Origin of the sequence: Halomonas sp. M20, assembly GCF_020622265.1 — a bacterium.
In the GTDB taxonomy this organism is placed as follows: Bacteria; Pseudomonadota; Gammaproteobacteria; order Pseudomonadales; family Halomonadaceae; genus Modicisalibacter.
On the sequence record NZ_JACNMQ010000004.1, the window covers coordinates 1 to 18,329 of the forward strand.

Below are 18,329 nucleotides of genomic sequence, written 5' to 3' on the forward strand. Positions count from 1 at the left end.
GGGAGGCGGAACAATCCTGCTCAAGGGTCAAACGTCTCTTGACGAGTCGCTTGCCTCGATCTAGATGACTGGCATCCGATCGCTCACAAGCGCCCACATGAATTACCTGATCAATTGTTAAAGAGCGGTGCTGGTGCCTCTCGGGTGACCCCTCGTCGGCAGCAGCGGATGCGTACTTTACGGATCCAGATCGGGCCTGACAAGCCCTTTGGATGAAAAAATTTTAGTTCATGGTATCGAATGGTGCCAAGGTTATTTTTATAGTCTGAAAAGACGATAGATGAGTGCAAGTTGAGCGGCCCCAGGGGCCGCTCGCACAAAGCCTATCTTAGATGACGAATAGGTCCATGAACTCATTGACCGGCGTACCCTCGAGCGCCTTCTGCTGCCTGCATAGATCGAAGATTTTCTGGCTGCGACCTGCCGGAAAACGCGTTGCAAGATTGGCCTTGAACTTCTCTTCCAGCAGAGGAATGCCTTCGTCGCGACGGCGCCGATGCCCGACCGGGTATTCGACGATCACCTGCTCGGTCTTGTTGCCGTCCTTGAAGAACACTTGCACCCCATTGGCGATGGAGCGCTTGTCGTCCTCCAGATATTCCCGGGTGTAGCGCTCATCCTCGACCACTTCCATTTTCTCACGCAACTCGTCGATGATCGGGTTGGCCTCATGGAAGCTGTCTTCGTAGTGCTCGGCGACGAGGTTGCCGAAAATTAAAGGTACGGCGGTCATGTACTGCAGACAGTGATCCCGATCCGCAGGGTTGGCCAGTTTACCCACCTTGGAAATGATGCGAATCGCCGACTCATGGGTGGTAATGACGATTTTGTCGATGTCATCGAGACGATCCTTGACCTGGGGGTGCAGCAGAACGGCAGCTTCACAGGCGGTCTGGGAATGGAATTCGGCGGGGAAGGAAATCTTGAACAGGATGTTTTCCATTACATAGGTGCCGTAGCCCTGAGAAAAACTGAAGCGACGCTTTTCTTCTGGCTTGATCTGGTGATCCTTGTTGGACTTGGTAAACAGCACATCGTAGAACCCCCACTGAGGCGCAGTCAGCGCGCTGGGAATACCCATTTCGTCCTTGAGCGCAATGTCTGCCAGCCGCACCCCGCGAGAAGTCGCATCACCCGCGGCCCAGGACTTGCGCGACCCTGCGTTGGGCGCATGACGATAGGTACGCAGGCTCTGGCCATCGACCCAGGCGTGAGAGAGCGCTGCCAGCACTTGCTCACGATCGCCCCCCATCAGCTTGGCGACCACGGCGGTGGTGGCCACCTTGACCAACACCACATGATCGAGCCCCACGCGGTTGAAGGAGTTTTCGAGCGCAATGACGCCCTGGATCTCGTGTGCCATGATCATGGCTTCGAGTACGTCGCGCATGATCAACGCCGATTTGCCCACGGCCAGACGCTTCTGAGATAGATAATCGGCGACGGCCAGGATGCCGCCCAGGTTATCCGAGGGATGCCCCCATTCCGCGGCCAGCCAGGTGTCGTTGTAGTCCAGCCAGCGGATGATGCAACCGATGTCCCAGGCCGCCTTGACCGGATCGAGCCGAAACGAGGTGCCAGGGACACGAGCACCATGGGGCACGAGGGTTCCTTCGACCAATGGCCCCAGATGCTTGGTGCACTCAGGGAAGCGCAGCGCCAGCAAGCCGCAGCCCAGGGTATCCATCAGACAGTTGCGGGCCGTATCCAGCGCCTCCGAGCTCTTGATCTTGTAGTCGAGCACATAGTCGGCAATCTTCTGCAGCTCTTCGTCATAATCCGGACGAACATTGGCTTCCACGTTGGCACTCATTGCTCTCCCCTCTTGCTGATGAAAAAACTCCTACTCCCCAAAGCCTAGCTCATCTAAAAGCTATCGCCGGGCACGCGAACTAAACCCTCCATCAATATCCGCGCGCTGCGGCTCATGATGGCCTTGGTCGCCGTCCATTGGCCATTCACCTCGCTGACCTCGGCACCCACCTGCAAGGTGCCGGAAGGATGACCGAAGCTCACGGACGTGCGCGCTCCCCCGCCGGCAGCAAGATTGACCAGAGTGCCCGGCACCGCCGCCGCCACGCTGATCGCCACTGCTGCGGTACCCATCATGGCATGGTGCAGCTTGCCCATGGATAGCGCGCGCACCAGCAGATCGATGTCGCTTGCCTCCACCTGCTTACCGCTGGAGGAAAGGTAATTCGCCGGTGGCGCAACAAAAGCGACCTTGGGGGTGTGCTGGCGACTGGCGGCCTGGTCGACATGCTCGATCAGACCCATGCGCACCGCGCCGTGAGCACGAATGGCCTCGAAACGTGCCAGGGCGCGAGTATCGCTGTTGATCGCCTCTTGTAATTCTGTGGCCGTATAACCAATATCCGTGGCATTGACGAAAATGGTCGGAATACCGGCATTGATCAGTGTCGCCTTGAGCCGGCCGCCGGCTATCACCTCTTCCGGCACCTCGAGCTCGTCGATCACGCTGCCGGTGGGAAACATGGCCCCGTCACCGTCCGCCGGATCGGTGAACTCCACCGCCACCTCGGCGGCCGGAAACATCACGCCGTCGAGTTCGAAGTCACCGGTTTCCTGGACCTTGCCATCGGTCATCGGCACCCGGGCCACGAGAGTCTTTTCGATATTGGCCTGCCAGATGCGCACCGTGGCGATGCCGTTGTCGGGAATGCGCTTCGCATCGATCAGACCGCTTTCGATGGCGAAGGGCCCCACCGCCGCGGAAAGATTGCCGCAGTTGCCGCTCCAGTCGACGAAGGGCTTGTCGATGGAGACCTGGCCGAACAGATAGTCGACGTCGTGATCCGGCGAGGCGCTTTTCGACAGGATCACCGTCTTGCTGGTACTCGAGGTCGCCCCGCCCATACCGTCGATCTGCTTCTGGTACGGGTCGGGGCTTCCGATCACTCGCAACAGGAGTGCATCTCGCGCCGGCCCGGGGCGCTGGGCGGCTTCCGGCAGATCATCGAGGCGAAAGAACACACCCTTGCTGGTGCCGCCACGCATATAGGTGGCGGGGATTCGAACCTGAGGAGTCTGGCTCATGTCAGGCCACCTCTTCGGCTTCGAGGAAGTCCTGGGCAAAGCGCTGCAATACGCCCCCCGCGGAGTAGATCGAGACCTCTTCTTGAGTATCCAGACGACAGATTACTGGCACCTCCAGGGTCTCGCCATTGCGACGGTGGATCACCAGGGTCATGGTGGCCCGCGGGGTGAAATCGCCGGTCACATCGAACGTTTCGGTACCGTCCAGCTCCAGCGTCTTTCGGGTCGTGCCCGGCTGAAACTCCAGCGGCAGCACGCCCATGCCCACCAGATTGGTACGGTGAATGCGCTCGAAGCCCTCGGCAACAATGACCTCCACCCCGGCCAGACGCACGCCCTTGGCCGCCCAGTCCCGAGACGACCCCTGACCATAGTCCGCGCCAGCCACGATGATCAGAGGCTGCTTGCGTTCCATGTAGGTCTCGATCGCTTCCCACATACGCATCGTCTTGCCTTCCGGCTCTACCCGGGCCAGGGAGCCCTGGATCACGTTGCCGTTTTCGTCCCGCACCATTTCGTTCATCAGCTTGGGATTGGCAAAGGTCGCGCGTTGAGCGGTCAGGTGATCGCCCCGGTGGGTGGCGTAGGAATTGAAGTCCTCTTCCGGCAGGCCCATCTTGTGCAGATATTCACCGGCGGCGCTGTCCATCATGATGGCATTCGACGGCGACAGGTGATCCGTGGTGATGTTGTCCGGCAGTATTGCCAGGGGGCGCATTCCCTTCATGGTGCGCTCGGCCCTCAATGCGCCTTCCCAATACGGCGGTCGACGAATATAGGTGCTCATCTCGCGCCAGTCGTATAGCGGGCTTTCCGCTTCTTCCACCTTGCCCAGATCGAACATGGGGATATAGATTTGCCGGAACTGCTCCGGCTTGACGCTTTCCTTGACGATGGCGTCGATCTCCTCGTCTGAGGGCCAGATATCCTTCAGGGTGACCGGGTCGCCCTGCTCGTCCGTACCCAGCACGTCCTGCTCGATGTCAAAGCGCACGGTGCCGGCAATGGCGTAGGCGACCACCAGCGGTGGCGAGGCGAGAAAGGCCTGCTTGGCATAGGGATGGATACGCCCATCGAAGTTACGATTACCCGAGAGCACTGCCGTGGCGTACAGATCGCGATCGATGACCTCCTGCTGAATCTTGGGGTCCAGGGCGCCGCTCATGCCGTTACAGGTGGTGCAGGCGTAGGCGACGATGCCAAAGCCAAGCTTTTCGAGCTCCGGGAGCAGCCCGGCGTCTTCCAGATACAGGCGCGCGACCTTGGACCCTGGCGCAAAGGACGATTTCACCCAGGGCTTGCGGATCAGTCCCAGCTCGTTGGCCTTTTTCGCCAGCAGGCCGGCGGCTACGACGTTGCGCGGATTCGAGGTATTGGTGCAGGAGGTGATGGCGGCGATGATCACCGCGCCATCCGGCATCTTGCCCTCCCTCTCTTCCGCCAGCGCCTTGTCGCTGTCCTTATAAGAGCGTACGGCGATGCCGCGCTCCTGCAAATCCGTGGTCGCCACCCGCCGATGCGGGTTCGATGGCCCGGCCACGTTGCGTACCACGCTCGACAGATCGAACTCCAGCACCCGCTCGTACTCGGCATCCACCAGATCCTCCGCCCACAGGCCGGTTTCCTTGGCGTACTGCTCGACCAGGGCGACCTGTTCCGGTTCGCGTCCGGTCAATTTCAGGTAGTCGATTGTCTGCTCGTCGATATAGAACATACCGGCGGAGGCACCGAATTCCGGGGTCATATTGGAGATGGTGGCCCGGTCGCCGATGGTGAGATCCTTCGCACCTTCCCCAAAGAATTCTAGGTAGGCCGAAACCACTTTCTGGTTGCGCAGGAATTCGGTAATCGCCAGCACGATATCCGTAGCGGTGATGCCGGGTGGACGCTTGCCGGTCAGCTTGACGCCGACGATGTCCGGCAGGCGCATCATGGAAGGCCGGCCCAGCATCACGGTTTCCGCCTCGAGCCCGCCAACCCCGATGGCAATCACGCCCAGACAGTCGATGTGGGGCGTATGGCTATCGGTGCCCACGCAGGTATCCGGAAAGGCTACGCGCCGCCCCTGCTCATCCGGGCGCACCTGGATCACCGGCGACATTTTCTCCAGGTTGATCTGGTGCATGATGCCGTTGCCCGCCGGGATCACGTCCACGTTCTTGAAGGCGGTCTTGGTCCAGTCGATGAAGTGGAAACGATCCTCGTTGCGGCGATCCTCGATGGCCCGGTTGGCATCGAATGCGTCCTTCTCGAAACCCGCGTGTTCGACGGCCAGAGAGTGATCGACGATTAACTGGGTCGGCACCACCGGATTGACCTTGGCCGGGTCACCGCCTTTTTCGGCGATGGCGTCCCGCAAGCCGGCGAGATCCACCAGGGCGGTCTGGCCCAGGATGTCGTGGCACACCACCCGAGCCGGATACCAGGGAAAATCCAGATCGCGGCGGCGTTCGATCAGCTGCTTGAGGGAATCGGTGAGCATCGCCGGATCGCAGCGACGCACCAGCTGCTCCGCCAGCACGCGGGAGGTATAAGGTAGTTTGGCGTGGGCGCCGGATCGGATCGCCTCGATTGCCTCGCGGGTATCGAAGTAGTCCAGATCGATGCCGGGTAGGCGTTTGCGATAGTCGGTGTTCATTTAAACGGGTATCCATCGGATAGTGTTTAGATCGTAAATGGCCGTGGCGTCGCCGCCACGGCCATGAAATCTTCTAACCAGCGTTCAGTCGCGCTGCTCGATGGGCAACCACTCCTGCTTCTCCGGCCCAGTGTAGTCCGCGTTGGGTCGGATGATGCGGTTGTTCTCCCGCTGCTCGAAGACGTGGGCGCACCAGCCCGAGAGGCGCGAACAGACGAATATCGGGGTGAACAGCTTGGTCGGAATGCCCATGAAGTGATAGGCACTGGCATGGAAGAAGTCGGCGTTGCAGAACAGCTTCTTCTCCCGCCACATGACCTCCTCAACCCGTTCGGAAACCTGATAAAGCCGATCGTCCCCTGCTTCCTTGGCAAGCTCCTTCGACCACTTCTTGATCATGGCATTGCGCGGGTCGGAATCCTTGTAGACCGCATGGCCGAAGCCCATGATCTTCTCCTTGCGCTCGAGCTTGCCCATGATTTCGCGCTCGGCTTCATCCGACGACTGCCAGTCCTCGATCATGGCCATGGCGGCTTCGTTGGCGCCGCCGTGCAGCGGCCCCCGCAGCGAGCCGATGGCACCGGTCACGCAGCTATGAATATCGGATAGCGTCGAGGCACATACGCGAGCGGTGAAGGTCGAGGCGTTGAACTCATGCTCGGCGTAGAGGATCAACGAGACATTCATCACCTTGGCATGCAGCTCCGATGCCGGCTTGCCGTGCAGCAGGTGCAGGAAGTGGCCACCGATGGATTCGTCGTCGGTATCGGTGTCGATACGCACGCCGTCGTGGGAGTAGCGATACCAGTAGTTGATGATGCCGGGAAACGCCGCCAGCATGCGATCGCTTTGGTCCTGCTGCTCGTCGAAACTTTGCTCGGTTTCGAGATTACCCAGCATGGAGGCACCGGTGCGCATCACGTCCATCGGATGGGCATCCGCCGGAATCTCTTCCAGTACCCGTTTGAGCGCCTCCGGCAAATCGCGCAAGCCTTTGAGCTTGGCCACATAATCGTTCAATTCTTGCTGATTGGGCAGCTTGCCCTTGAGCAACAGATAGGCCACTTCTTCGAAGCGGGCATGATCCGCCAGGTCGTGAATATCGTAACCGCGATAGGTCAGGCCGGAACCTTCCTTGCCCACGGTGCATAGTGCTGTACTACCGGCGCTCTGGCCGCGCAGGCCGGCGCCATTGGTCGGTTTGTCTGCCATGATGGATCTCCAGATATTCCCTGTTTGGTTGATAGCGTATCGCGTTATTCAGTCGTTGCCCTTGCCGGTAAACAGCTCATCCAGCTTGCGCTCGAAAGTGTGATAGTCGAGAAAATCGTAAAGCTCGTCTCGAGTCTGCATAAGCTCGACGACATCCTTCTGATCACCTTTCTCGAGGATGTTGCGATAGACCTTGAGGGCCGCTGCGTTCATGGCCCGGAACGCCGACAGCGGATACAGCACCATGCGGCAACCCACCTCATCCAGCTCTTTTTGGGTGAACAACGGCGTGGCGCCGAACTCGGTGATGTTGGCGAGTATTGGTGCCTCCACCCCCTCGCAAAAGGCGCGGTAGTCATCCAACGTATGCACCGCCTCGGCAAAGATGGCATCCGCGCCGGCCTCGATGCAGGCATTGGCCCGGTCGATTGCTGCTTCGAGCCCCTCCATCTGGAAGGCATCCGTGCGAGCAATGAGATAGAAAGCTGGGTCCTGTTTAGCATCCGCGGCGGCCTTGATGCGATCGACCATCTCCTGCTTGGAAACGATCTCCTTATTGGGACGGTGGCCACAGCGCTTCTGGGCCACCTGGTCCTCGAGATGCACCGCTGCCACGCCTGCCCGCTCCATTTCGCGAATGGTGCGCGCCACGTTGAAAGCGCCGCCCCAACCGGTATCGATATCCACCAGTAGCGGCAGATCCGTGGCGGCGGTGATACGCCGCGCATCTTCAACCACATCGTTCATGGTGGTCATGCCCAGATCAGGCAACCCGAAGGAGGCGTTGGCCACCCCGCCCCCGGAAAGATAGATCGCCTGGTGACCGACCTTCTTCGCCATGAGAGCGGTGTAGGCGTTGATGGTGCCGACGATGGGAAGCGGTCGATTGGCTTCGAGAGCGCTACGAAAGCGTGTACCGGGTGTGCTCATGACGGAATCCTCTGGGGGGAAGGCGTGGAACTGGTTTCCTGCTGCAATACGATGGCATAGCGATTGGCGACGTTCTCTCGAGATGCACTGATATGACGGCGCATCAGCAATTCGGAGAGCTCCTCGTCACCCGCCTCGATGGCATCGACGATACGATGATGCTCGACGAAGGCCCGCTGTGGCCGCGTGCCGCTGGCGCTGAACTGGGTACGATAGAGTCTTACAAGATAGTAGAGATCGTCACACAGGATCGTCGTCAGCATGCGATTGTGGCTACCCAGCACGATGCGGAAGTGAAAATCGAGATCGCCTTCACGCTGATAATAGGCCTCACCGCTTTTTAGATCCGCCTGATCCTCATGTACCGCCAGAACACTGCGCAATCCGGCGATCTCTTCCGTCGTCATGTGCCGGGCTGCCAGCCGGGCCGCCATGCTTTCGAGCGCCTCGCGCACATCGAACAACTCGATCAGCTCCTGCATCGATAGCTTGACCACCCGAGCACCTACGTGAGGCACCCGCTCAATCAGCCGATGGGTCTCGAGGCGGCGCATGGCTTCTCGCAACGGACCGCGAGAGATGCCGTAAACCTTCGATAACCCCGGTTCGGTGATCTTCGTGCCCGGCGCCAGTTCACCGCGAACGATCGCGTCCTGGAGCTGGTTGAAGACACGTTCGGCAAGGGTACGAACTTCCGGCACTTCGCTGTTCTCGATAGTCAAAGTCATTGCGATTGTCGACAATTATGGTGTCTGCAGACTCTAGTCACACTCTCACCAAGGGTCAATAGGCTATGAGTCCGATGCGCTCATATACATTAGTGGCATTTGTCACAGGATTACCACTCCGATTGTCGACAATCAATTACCAATGAGATCAATACACATGCATTTCATTTACGTGCCGCAACAGGACAAATTGATCAAGGATGCCTAGAATGGGTGCCTTGCCAAGGGGATCCATTGCATGAAACCACGGCTGCTCATCACGCCGCTGCCCTATCACCAGAATCCGTTGACGCTTTTTACTTGTCTAGCCCAACGACCAGGTGCCGTGCTGCTCGACAGTGGTCGTCCTGATGCGCCAGGCGGTCGTTACGACATTCTTTCAAGCGACCCCTGCGCCGTTCTCACGCTCGATCAGCAGGGCCAGGTGCACTGTGATGCCGATATCCCATTGCCGACCGCGCCATTCGCCGCGCAACAAGCCTTGCTTGATACACTTGACCTTGCCCCCCCTGATAGTGAGCTACCGTTCCTTGGCGGATTGATCGGCTACTGGGGGTATGATCTTGGATCAGAGACTGGAGGTTCGCTGAATCAATTCCGGGATGTCGTGACACTGCCACGAAGCCGCCTGGGTCTTTATGATTGGGCCGTAATTCAGGATCATGAACAGCGCCAGACCTGGCTGGTCGCTACCGCCGAGCGGCGTGAACAGGTTCAGGCATGGCTGAATCGCGCACCTGCTTCCACCAGTCCCTTTGCTCTCACGAGCGTTTTCTGTGCGGAAATGGATCGCGCCGGATACGGCCAGCGCTTTCGTGATGTACAGAAGTATCTGCAGGCCGGAGATTGCTACCAGATCAATCTGGCTCAGCGCTTTAGTGCCGGTTACAAGGGCGATCCCTGGCAGGCATATTGTTTGCTGCGCCAGGCAACTCCAACGCCCTTTGGAGGCTACCTGGCCTGGCAGGACAAGGCGGTCATGTCGCTGTCTCCGGAGCGCTTCATCGAGGTGCGTGGCGATCGCGTGGAAACCCGCCCCATCAAGGGCACTCGGCCCCGGGGGACCACGCTCGAGATGGACAAAGTCTATGCTGAAGAGCTTGTGCAAAGCCCCAAGGACCGTGCCGAAAACGTCATGATCGTCGATCTGCTGCGCAACGATCTAGGCCGAGTATGCCGGCCAGGTAGCGTACAGGTGCCGCAGCTTTGTCAATTGGAAAGCTATGCCAACGTCCACCATCTGGTAAGCGTGGTAACCGGCGAGCTGGGGCAGGGAAAAACCCCACTCGACCTGCTTGCCGCTGCCTTTCCCGGGGGGTCGATTACCGGTGCCCCCAAGGTACGCGCCATGCAGATCATCGACGAACTGGAACCGAGTCGTCGCAGCGTGTATTGCGGCAGCCTGGGCTATGTCGATATTCGCGGCCACATGGATACCTCGATCGCGATTCGCACGGTCCTGGCGGATGCCGACCGATTACATCTGTGGGGCGGTGGCGGGCTGGTGGCGGACTCCGACGAAGAAGCCGAATATCGCGAAACACTCCATAAGATCGGCCGGTTGATGGATGCCCTGACTCATGCCGAGTCCATCGCAGAAGGGAGCCAACAGTCATATGATGCTCAGGAACGATAAGTGACTACTACAAGCTCTACTGCGATTCGCCGTTCCGATAGCGTCGAACGCTATCTGGCGCGAAGGCGACGCCACCTTTTTCTTCTTGCCTTTTTGTCGGCGCTGACGCTGCTCTCTTTTTTCACCGATGTCGCCATCGGGCCCGGCCATTACTCACCCAAGAGTGTACTCACGGCGCTACTGACCCCTGCTGCTGCATCGGACATCGTCAATATCGTGGTGTGGGAGATACGTCTACCCGTCGCTGCGATGGCGGTACTGGTTGGCATTAGCCTGGCCCTGGCCGGCGCCGGAATGCAGACCATCCTCAACAATCCACTGGCGGATCCTTTCACCCTGGGGATCTCATCCGCGGCCAGCGTCGGCGCCGCCCTGGCGATCATCTTCGGAGCAGGAGTGGCGCCGCTGGCCGGCACTCTTCTGGTCACCGGCAATGCGTTCGTCTTCGCCATGCTCGCCACCGTGATTATCTGGGGGATAAATTGCCTGCGCGGCGTGAACGTGCAGACCATGGTATTGATGGGAATTGCCATCATGTTCTTCTTCAATGCCCTGCTGGGATTGTTGCAGTACCTGGCTTCCGCCCAAGCGCTGCAGCAACTCATCTTCTGGTCGCTAGGGAGTCTAGGCAAATCCAGTTGGGACAAGATCGGCTTGATGCTGATAAGCCTTGCCGTCTGCATTCCCGTGTTCGTTCGAGCACGCTGGCAACTGACCGCCCTGCGCCTGGGAGAACTACATGCCAAGGCTATGGGCATCAACGTGGGCCGGCTGCGTTTGACGGTATTATTATGTAGCTCACTGCTGGCGGCCACGGCGGTGGCCTTCGTCGGTACCATCGGTTTCGTCGGCCTGGTCGGGCCGCATATTGCGCGACTGTTGGTGGGGGAAGATCAGCGTATCTTTCTGCCCATGGCAGCGCTGTGTGGTGGCTTGATCATGTCCGTGGCATCGATTCTTTCCAAGACGCTGATACCGGGCATTCTTTCCCCCATCGGTATTATCACCGCCCTGATCGGTCTACCGTTTTTCGTTTCACTCATACTCAAGAGTCGTAAGGAATTCTGGGGATGAGCTTACGTATCGAACGTTTGAGCTGCCGCCTGGGGGACAAACAGATTCTCGACAACATCGAAGGTTTACTGGCGAAACCGGGTGAAATCACCGCCCTGCTCGGCCCCAATGGCGCTGGCAAATCGACGTTACTCAAGGGCATCGCCGGTCTGGAGCGGCTTGCGCCGTGCAGCAGGATCAGCCTTGATGGCATGGCGCTGACGGGCGTTTCCCCTGCCGTTCGGGCCGAGCATCTCTACTATTTGCCGCAACAACCCGGTTCGAGTTCGGCTCTCACCGTTTTCGAAGCCATCATGTTGGCACGACGGACTCGCATAAAGGAAAACGGTCGCCAAGGGCTTTACCGGGTGCGGGACATGCTGCGCGATCTAGAGCTTGAGGAGATGGCGGAACGGACTTTAGCCACACTGTCTGGGGGGGAGCGTCAACGGGTCGCCCTGGCCCAGGCCATGGTGCGGGAACCTCGGGTCTTACTGCTCGACGAGCCCACCAGCGCCCTCGATCTGCATCATCAATTGCAGGTACTGGACTGGTTGTCTCGCCGAGCACAGGAGAGCGCCATGATCCTGGTCATGGCCATTCACGATCTCAATCTGGCGGCACGCTTCGCTGCGCATATGTGGATGCTCAAGGCGGGACATACGGCTGCCTGGGGTGGTCCAGGCGACGTTCTCACCCCGGCACGTCTGCGGGATGTCTATGCCATTGAAGCCCAGGTCGAATGGTCCGAAAACGCCCCGCCTAGGATCACGCCCCTGACCGCAACTCGCCGGTTGGGTATATAAGTATCTAACCAAACAGTATTGGGGCAAACCGCTCCCCGCTTGTTAGGGTAGCAATCATTATCCGCGACAGCGTCGCACCGCAGTTTTCAGGAGAGTCGGATGAACCTGGATATAAACGCTATCAACGAGCAATTCGGCAAGGATCCAGAGGGGCTTGTTCGTTGGGCACTAAGCCTGGACGAATACGCTATCTGCACGACCAATTTTCGCCCCTTCGAAGCCGTGATCCTCCACATGGTGACTCGGGAAAGGCCGGATATCCCTGTTCTATGGATGGATTCAGGCTATAACACCGAAGCAACCTACCGATTTGCCGATGCTATTAGTCGGCGTCTAGCGCTGAATCTGCACACCTATCATCCGCGGCGCTCTCGCGCTCATCGCGAGGCTCTCGAGGGTGCAACTCCTTCGATAGACGATCCTCGGCACCCAAGCTTTACCGAAGAAGTGAAGCTAGAACCTTTCGAGCGAGCCTTGCGCGAAATGGCACCTCGAACATGGTTTACCGCACTGCGTGCCGAAGATTCGCCACAGCGAGCACAAATGCAACCGGTCTCGGTAAACGCCGATGGCTTGCTCAAGATCGCCCCGCTGCTGAATTGGAGCGCTCGCGATATGCATCAGTATCTGCAGCAATGGGATTTGCCCAACAACTTCGATTACTTCGATCCTACCAAGGTGGAAGAGAAGCGGGAGTGTGGGCTGCATCTACAACACTAGGCAGCGATCAGCGCACCGGCAGTTCGATGTTGTCAAATAGTGAATCTTCGCTGCGCGGTCCCGCCGCCATGGCAGCGTCGACGGTATCGCGATCCAGGTGTGGCGCGAAGCGCTGCACGAAGTCATACATGTAGCCGCGCATGAAGGTGCCCCGGCGGATACCGATCTTGGTCGTCGAACTCTCAAAAAGATGACTGGCATCCAGGGGTACCAGATCGCTGTCGAGCTCCGAATCCACCGCCATGTGGGCGACGATACCGATCCCTAATCCTAAACGCACATAGGTCTTGATCACGTCGGCGTCCGCCGCCGTCAATACCACGTTGGGTTTCAACCCGCTATCGCGAAATGCATCGTCCAGTTGAGAACGACCGGTGAAACCGAAGACATAGGTGACCAAGGGGTATTCCGCCAGTGCTTGGAGGGTCAACTTGTCGACCTGGGTCAAGGGGTGGTTCTTTGGCACCAGGATGCAGCGATTCCAACGATAGCAAGGCAACAGGATCAGATCGGTGAAAAGCTCCAGAGCCTCGGTGCAGATGGCAAAATCCGCCTGGCCTTCGCAGACCATCTGAGCAATCTGCTTGGGCGTTCCCTGCTGCATGTGCAGGGCCACCTCAGGATATTTTCGGGTGAACTCGCTGATCAAGGGGGGCAACGCATAACGCGCCTGAGTATGCGTGGTGGCAATGGAAAGATTGCCACACCGCTCGTTGCTATGCTCTTGCGCAACCTCCTTGATGATACCGACGGTTCTAAGCACCTCCCCCGCCAGGTCGACGATCGGCTGCCCCGCAGGCGTGATACGGGTGAGGTGTTTTCCGCTACGCGCGAAAATCTCGATACCCAACTCATCTTCAAGAAGACGTATCTGCTTGGATATCCCCGGCTGAGAGGTGAATAAGCTTTGCGCAGTGGCTGAAACATTCAGGTTGTGTCGACTGACTTCCCATATGTAGCGTAACTGTTGCAGCTTCATACCAGAGATATCTCCAACTCAGGGGCTTGACAGAACTCTTATTTCATCCGCGCGATTTCTATTTCGCCTGGGCGGTGTCGCCTGTGCACACATAATAGCTTAAAGCACTAAATGCTGTATCTTTTAATCACTTTAAAGCATATTCATCATGATAGTTCGCGGGCATGACTAGAGCAAGCACAGCGCTGAACCGAACGTCTTCATAGTTCATGCCTATCGACAATTGTAGTTAAGCTCATTTGCCAGCCGCTTGGTCGAGCGCTACCATCTAATTATTCCGCTAATGACGGCGCAAGAAATCTGGAGAGTTTTATGGCTAATAATATTGACGTTACCGCCACCAATTTCGAGCAGGAAGTGCTCAATGCCGAGACGCCGGTTCTGCTGAAGTTCTGGGCACCCTGGTGTGGGCCGTGCAAGATGATGTCGCCAGTGGTCGAGGAAGTCGCCGACGAAAAGAAAGAACAAATCAAGGTTGTCAGCGTCAATGTAGACGATGCACCAGAAATCGCCGCTGAACACGGCGTTCGTGGCGTTCCTACGGTCATGCTGTTCAAATCCGGCGCCAAGGTGGCCTCGCTGGTAGGCGCCCAGTCCAAGTCTCAGCTGTCCCAGTTCATCGAACAAAACGCCTGAACTGCCGCATTCGACGATGCCTGCTGATGCTATTAAATCGCCCTGCCTTGCCAGGGCGATTCAATTTCCAGCGCTACCCGATAGTCATACCATCAACTACTTTACGCAGCGTTTCCCCGATCGTGTCTACGCCCGAGCTTTCCGCCCATCATCCTGGCCAGCCAGATGGTATTTGGGTGGCTGTTGAGCGCGATCTTCAAAGTCATGGTCAAAGGCACCGCCAGCAGCATGCCGATTGGCCCCAATATCCACCCCCACACCACCAATGACATGAAGGCTGCCAGTGTGGACAGACCCAATGTCTGGCCCATGACTCGCGGTTCGATCAGGTTGCCCATGATGAAGTTGACCAATAGATAGCACAGCCCTAAAAGACCTGCTTGCGCGGCCCCGCCATCCGGCGTCACCAGCATCAAAAATACTGCGGGTATCGCAGCCAGCGCCGAGCCGATATTGGGGATGAAATTGAGTAGGAAAGCCAGCGTGGCGAACAGCAGAGGGAAACTGGATCCCGTGGCCCAGCAGGCGATAAAAATAAGAACACCAGTGACCAGGCTGATTAGCGTCTTGACCGCCAGATAGTGTCTCAAGTTGTAGCTGAATTCATTGAAACGACGCAGACTAGGTGCCGGATTTTCCAAAGCGATGGCAATCTTGGTGCGAAAGCTCAACGTCTCGAAGAGCATGAAACCTACTAGCAGAACGATCAATAAGCTCTGGGACAATAGCGTACCGATGCTTTCGAGCAACGACGGAATGAACTGCGAAAGAGTCGAAAAATCCAGCCACTGGGAGATGGTCCCCGGTTGAAGATAGCCACTCAGGCCTGGCGCCCAGCCTATGAACAGATAGTACTGAGCCACCAACTCCTTCTTGAGTTCGGGTATTGCTTGCATAAAAGCGGCCATGCTGCCGGCCAGCAGTATGCTCAACATCATCACAACAAGACCAAAGATCACCAGGGTGATCAATACCGATATCTGCTTACTCAAGCCTTTTTTATGTAACCACTGAACCGGCGCATTGCAGATGACGGCAATGAACAATGAAAGGATGAGCGGCACCAGTATAGCAGCCCCCAACTTCATGCCGGCAATGATGATTACCAAGGATGCCAACCCTACCAGCAGATTGAGCGGTATATCCCGTCTAACGTCTTCTTCTATATCGTTTTGCATGGAGGCCTTCCTGGCGCTGTACCTTCATTATCATGATGACAAGACGGTGCTGCACTGGTCTGTCGAATACGAACAAAAAAGGTGGGTTTTCACCCACCTCTTCACCGTCTTCTTTGAGGATACTATATTTCGAAACCTAGTCCGAAGTTCTCTGCAGGCATGGCCATCAACGATTCCCCACCGGCACGGATCATATCGACATGACCACGAGTCCGCGGCAAGAGACGCTGGAAATAGAAGCGTGCCGTATCCAGCTTGGCCTGATAGAACGCCGACTCACCAATGCTGGTTGCCAGTGCTTGACCGGCTGTACGCGCCGCACGCGCCCATAGATAAGCAAGCGTGACATAGCCGGAATAAAGCAGATAGTCGACGCTGGCGGCTCCCACCTCTTCACGGTCTTGCATGGCCTTCATGCCCACAGCCATGGTCAGCTCGCCCCACTCGGCATTGAGTTTGGAAAGTGGCTCGATGAACTCCTTGAGCCCGGCGTTATTGGCCTCGGACTGACAGAACTTGTGAATTTCCTTAGTGAACACTTTCAGGGTTTCCCCCTGGCTCATCAACACCTTGCGACCGAGAAGATCCAGGGCCTGGATACCGGTCGTGCCTTCGTAGAGCCGAGTGATACGGGCGTCGCGGACAAATTGCTCCATTCCCCACTCCTGAACGAAACCGTGCCCGCCGAACACTTGCATACCTTCGTTAGTCGCCTCGAAACCCAACTCGGTCAGAAAAGCCTTCACGATAGGGGTCAACAATCCCAATAATGTTTCGGCGCGCTCACGCTCCGCGGCATCACTACCATATTCGGTGACATCCACCAGCTGGGCGGTATACATCACCAGCATGCGTCCGCCTTCCGCCAGCGACTTCTGGGTTAGCAGCATGCGTCGTACATCCGGGTGCACGATGATCGGGTCGGCGGGTTTATCCGGCGCCTTGGGGCCGGACAAGGCTCGCATCTGCAGGCGATCTCGCGCATAGACCAATGAGTTCTGGAAACTCGCCTCCATCAGCCCCAGCCCTTGAACGCCGACCCCGATGCGCGCCACGTTCATCATGGTGAACATGCAAGCCAAGCCTTTATGCGGCTGCCCGACCAAAAAGCCCTTGGCCTCGTCGAAGTTCATCACGCAGGTGGCATTCGCGTGAATGCCCATCTTGTGCTCCAGCGAGCCACAGGTGACGCCATTGCGTTCGCCGGGATTCCCTTCGGCGTCTGGCATGAATTTGGGAACGACGAACAGCGAAATGCCCTTGGAGCCTTCCGGTGCATCCGGGAGCTTGGCCAGCACCAGATGCACGATATTCTCTGCAAGATCGTGCTCCCCGGCAGAAATGAAGATCTTGGTACCGGTGACCTGATAAGCGCCGTCGTCGGTCGGAATAGCCCGAGTCTTGATCAATCCCAGGTCGGTACCGCAATGGGGTTCGGTAAGGCACATGGTGCCGGTCCAGACGCCCTCCACCAGTTTGGTCAGATAGGCACTCTTCTGCTCGTCGGTACCATGATGACGCAATGCATCAGCCGCACCGTGGGAGAGCCCCGGATACATACCCCAGGCCAGGTTGCTGGCGCAGATCATCTCCGAAAGCGCCATGCCTAATGACGCCGGCAGGCCCTGCCCACCATGTTCGGGATCGGACGACAGCCCAGGCCAGCCGCCTTCGACGTATTGGGCGTAGGCCTGCTTGAACCCCTTGGGTGTTCTGACCTCGCCTCCTTCCAGGTGACAGCCTTCGTGATCGCCGCTGGTATTGAGTGGCAACAGCACGTCGCGAGCGAAACGTCCGCCCTCTTCGAGAATCGCGGCGACGAGATCCGGCGAAGCATCGTCGCCTTTGCCAATACGGGCGTAATGATCTGGATAAGCCAACATTTCGTCCATGACGAAACGCATATCTCGTAGTGGGGCCTGGTAATCGGGCATGATGAACACTCCTGAATGAACGGCATAGTGGTTGCCGCACCACTATCAAACGTGCGTTTGAAATTATGTCAGCCATCGAGTCAAGTCAAGCGTTCGTTTGAATTAGGCGGTTGTTTGCGCAAAGGCTATGCTGTTCGTCATAGCCCAAAAAGGAAAACAGAGTGAAAAACGAAGACGCTACGGGCATTCGTTTCTGGCGCGATGACCAGCTACCTTTCCTGGAGGCTCGTGGCGTGGAGGATGGTCGGCGTGTGTGTTACGACAAACATACCCACACGACCTTCTCTATCGGCGTAATCACTGCCGGACACAGTACCTATCTGAACGGAAACACACGTCAGACGGTTGCGGAAGGCTCGGTCGTGATGATGAATCCGGAAGAGGTTCATGCCTGCAATCCCACCGAAAACCAACCCTGGTCATATCGCATGTTCTATGTGGATACATCCTGGCTTGGCGATTTACAGCGCACTCTGGGATTCAGCCACGGTGGGGATTTTCAGCCTTTCTCGATGGTGGCCACTAGGGATCCGCTGCTTTATCGCGGCTTGAACCATCTTTATGCAACGCTTATCGATCAAGACAGCGATGTCTTGCACAAACACAGCACTGCCATCGAGTTTTTCTCGACCCTCCAGCAACGATCACGTCCCGCCTCGATCATCTCCTGGCCTGAGAATCAAAAGGTCAGCCGCGCCGCCGAATTCATTTCCGAGCATTGTGTCGAGGCCTTGACCCTCGAGATGATTGCCAGCGCCGCGGAGATGTCGCCGTCTCACCTGATTCGTGCCTTCAAACGCCGCTACGGCATGACGCCTCATG

The 18,329-nt window shown here is 57.7% G+C and carries 14 protein-coding genes and 1 pseudogene; 6 read left to right on the forward strand and 9 right to left on the reverse strand.

Translation table 11 applies throughout. The annotated features are described in order from the left end of the window. Window positions 1-328: 328 nt before the first annotated feature. The 6 genes from prpD to H7850_RS11355 form a co-directional block, all read right to left on the reverse strand. The gene (gene prpD, locus H7850_RS11330) at window positions 329-1,813 is read right to left on the reverse strand and encodes a 2-methylcitrate dehydratase (RefSeq protein WP_227369649.1); all 1,485 of its coding nucleotides are present in this window, start codon (window positions 1,811-1,813) and stop codon (window positions 329-331) included. 53 nt (window positions 1,814-1,866) lie between these two features. Next, window positions 1,867-3,057, reverse strand: coding sequence for a 2-methylaconitate cis-trans isomerase PrpF (gene prpF, locus H7850_RS11335; RefSeq protein ID WP_227369650.1), 1,191 nt, complete (start codon window positions 3,055-3,057; stop codon window positions 1,867-1,869). Window position 3,058: 1 nt separating this feature from the next. Then, a complete protein-coding gene (gene acnD, locus H7850_RS11340) occupies window positions 3,059-5,695 on the reverse strand; it encodes a Fe/S-dependent 2-methylisocitrate dehydratase AcnD (RefSeq protein ID WP_227369651.1) in 2,637 nt (878 codons plus the stop codon). Window positions 5,696-5,779: 84 nt separating this feature from the next. Then, complete coding sequence (gene prpC / locus H7850_RS11345) at window positions 5,780-6,907, reverse strand: 2-methylcitrate synthase (RefSeq protein WP_227369652.1); 1,128 nt, start codon at window positions 6,905-6,907, stop codon at window positions 5,780-5,782. 48 nt (window positions 6,908-6,955) lie between these two features. Further along, complete coding sequence (gene prpB / locus H7850_RS11350; RefSeq protein WP_227369653.1) at window positions 6,956-7,837, reverse strand: methylisocitrate lyase; 882 nt, start codon at window positions 7,835-7,837, stop codon at window positions 6,956-6,958. Next, window positions 7,834-8,565, reverse strand: coding sequence for a GntR family transcriptional regulator (locus H7850_RS11355; RefSeq protein WP_227369654.1), 732 nt, complete (start codon window positions 8,563-8,565; stop codon window positions 7,834-7,836). Before H7850_RS11355 ends, prpB begins: the two co-directional genes overlap by 4 nt. 238 nt (window positions 8,566-8,803) lie before the next feature. Between H7850_RS11355 and pabB the strand changes: the two genes are divergently transcribed. The 4 genes from pabB to H7850_RS11375 all read left to right on the forward strand — a co-directional run bounded on the left by pabB (window position 8,804) and on the right by H7850_RS11375 (window position 12,780). Then, on the forward strand, window positions 8,804-10,201 hold the full coding sequence (gene pabB, locus H7850_RS11360; RefSeq protein ID WP_227369655.1) for an aminodeoxychorismate synthase component I: 1,398 nt from the start codon (window positions 8,804-8,806) through the stop codon (window positions 10,199-10,201). Then, window positions 10,202-11,275: a FecCD family ABC transporter permease gene (locus H7850_RS11365; protein ID WP_227369656.1), complete on the forward strand. Its 1,074-nt coding sequence runs from the start codon at window positions 10,202-10,204 to the stop codon at window positions 11,273-11,275. Beyond that, window positions 11,272-12,060 (forward strand): ABC transporter ATP-binding protein, encoded by a 789-nt coding sequence (locus H7850_RS11370; protein ID WP_227369657.1) that lies wholly within the window; start codon window positions 11,272-11,274, stop codon window positions 12,058-12,060. The genes H7850_RS11365 and H7850_RS11370 overlap by 4 nt, the downstream gene beginning before the upstream one ends. 99 nt (window positions 12,061-12,159) lie before the next feature. Continuing rightward, entirely contained in the window at window positions 12,160-12,780 is a 621-nt protein-coding gene (locus tag H7850_RS11375; RefSeq protein WP_227369658.1) for a phosphoadenosine phosphosulfate reductase family protein, read from the forward strand. A 7-nt stretch (window positions 12,781-12,787) separates the two neighbouring features. Here the strand turns inward: H7850_RS11375 and cysB are convergent, their stop codons facing one another. After that, window positions 12,788-13,759, reverse strand: a complete 972-nt coding sequence (cysB, locus tag H7850_RS11380) for an HTH-type transcriptional regulator CysB (RefSeq protein ID WP_227369659.1) — start codon at window positions 13,757-13,759, stop codon at window positions 12,788-12,790. A 312-nt stretch (window positions 13,760-14,071) separates the two neighbouring features. On the opposite strand from cysB, the gene trxA reads away from it, so the two are divergent. Next, complete coding sequence (trxA, locus tag H7850_RS11385) at window positions 14,072-14,395, forward strand: thioredoxin (protein WP_227369660.1); 324 nt, start codon at window positions 14,072-14,074, stop codon at window positions 14,393-14,395. 101 nt (window positions 14,396-14,496) lie between these two features. Here trxA and H7850_RS11390 read toward each other — a convergent pair whose 3' ends face one another. Beyond that, the gene (locus H7850_RS11390; protein ID WP_227369661.1) at window positions 14,497-15,573 is read right to left on the reverse strand and encodes an AI-2E family transporter; all 1,077 of its coding nucleotides are present in this window, start codon (window positions 15,571-15,573) and stop codon (window positions 14,497-14,499) included. Window positions 15,574-15,695: 122 nt separating this feature from the next. After that, the gene (locus H7850_RS11395; protein ID WP_227369662.1) at window positions 15,696-17,507 is read right to left on the reverse strand and encodes an acyl-CoA dehydrogenase C-terminal domain-containing protein; all 1,812 of its coding nucleotides are present in this window, start codon (window positions 17,505-17,507) and stop codon (window positions 15,696-15,698) included. Window positions 17,508-17,758: 251 nt separating this feature from the next. Here H7850_RS11395 and H7850_RS18320 point away from each other — a divergent pair. After that, a pseudogene (locus H7850_RS18320) lies at window positions 17,759-18,328 on the forward strand (AraC family ligand binding domain-containing protein); the annotation flags it as partial. Window position 18,329 lies beyond the last annotated feature (1 nt).

Coding starts and splice junctions, on each gene's coding strand:
- prpD (WP_227369649.1), bottom strand. CDS start 1,813: ATGAGTGCCAACGTGGAAGCCAATGTTCGTCCGGATTATGACGAAGAG.
- prpF (WP_227369650.1), bottom strand. CDS start 3,057: ATGAGCCAGACTCCTCAGGTTCGAATCCCCGCCACCTATATGCGTGGC.
- acnD (WP_227369651.1), bottom strand. CDS start 5,695: ATGAACACCGACTATCGCAAACGCCTACCCGGCATCGATCTGGACTAC.
- prpC (WP_227369652.1), bottom strand. CDS start 6,907: ATGGCAGACAAACCGACCAATGGCGCCGGCCTGCGCGGCCAGAGCGCC.
- prpB (WP_227369653.1), bottom strand. CDS start 7,837: ATGAGCACACCCGGTACACGCTTTCGTAGCGCTCTCGAAGCCAATCGA.
- H7850_RS11355 (WP_227369654.1), bottom strand. CDS start 8,565: ATGACTTTGACTATCGAGAACAGCGAAGTGCCGGAAGTTCGTACCCTT.
- pabB (WP_227369655.1), top strand. CDS start 8,804: ATGAAACCACGGCTGCTCATCACGCCGCTGCCCTATCACCAGAATCCG.
- H7850_RS11370 (WP_227369657.1), top strand. CDS start 11,272: ATGAGCTTACGTATCGAACGTTTGAGCTGCCGCCTGGGGGACAAACAG.
- H7850_RS11375 (WP_227369658.1), top strand. CDS start 12,160: ATGAACCTGGATATAAACGCTATCAACGAGCAATTCGGCAAGGATCCA.
- cysB (WP_227369659.1), bottom strand. CDS start 13,759: ATGAAGCTGCAACAGTTACGCTACATATGGGAAGTCAGTCGACACAAC.
- trxA (WP_227369660.1), top strand. CDS start 14,072: ATGGCTAATAATATTGACGTTACCGCCACCAATTTCGAGCAGGAAGTG.
- H7850_RS11390 (WP_227369661.1), bottom strand. CDS start 15,573: ATGCAAAACGATATAGAAGAAGACGTTAGACGGGATATACCGCTCAAT.
- H7850_RS11395 (WP_227369662.1), bottom strand. CDS start 17,507: ATGCCCGATTACCAGGCCCCACTACGAGATATGCGTTTCGTCATGGAC.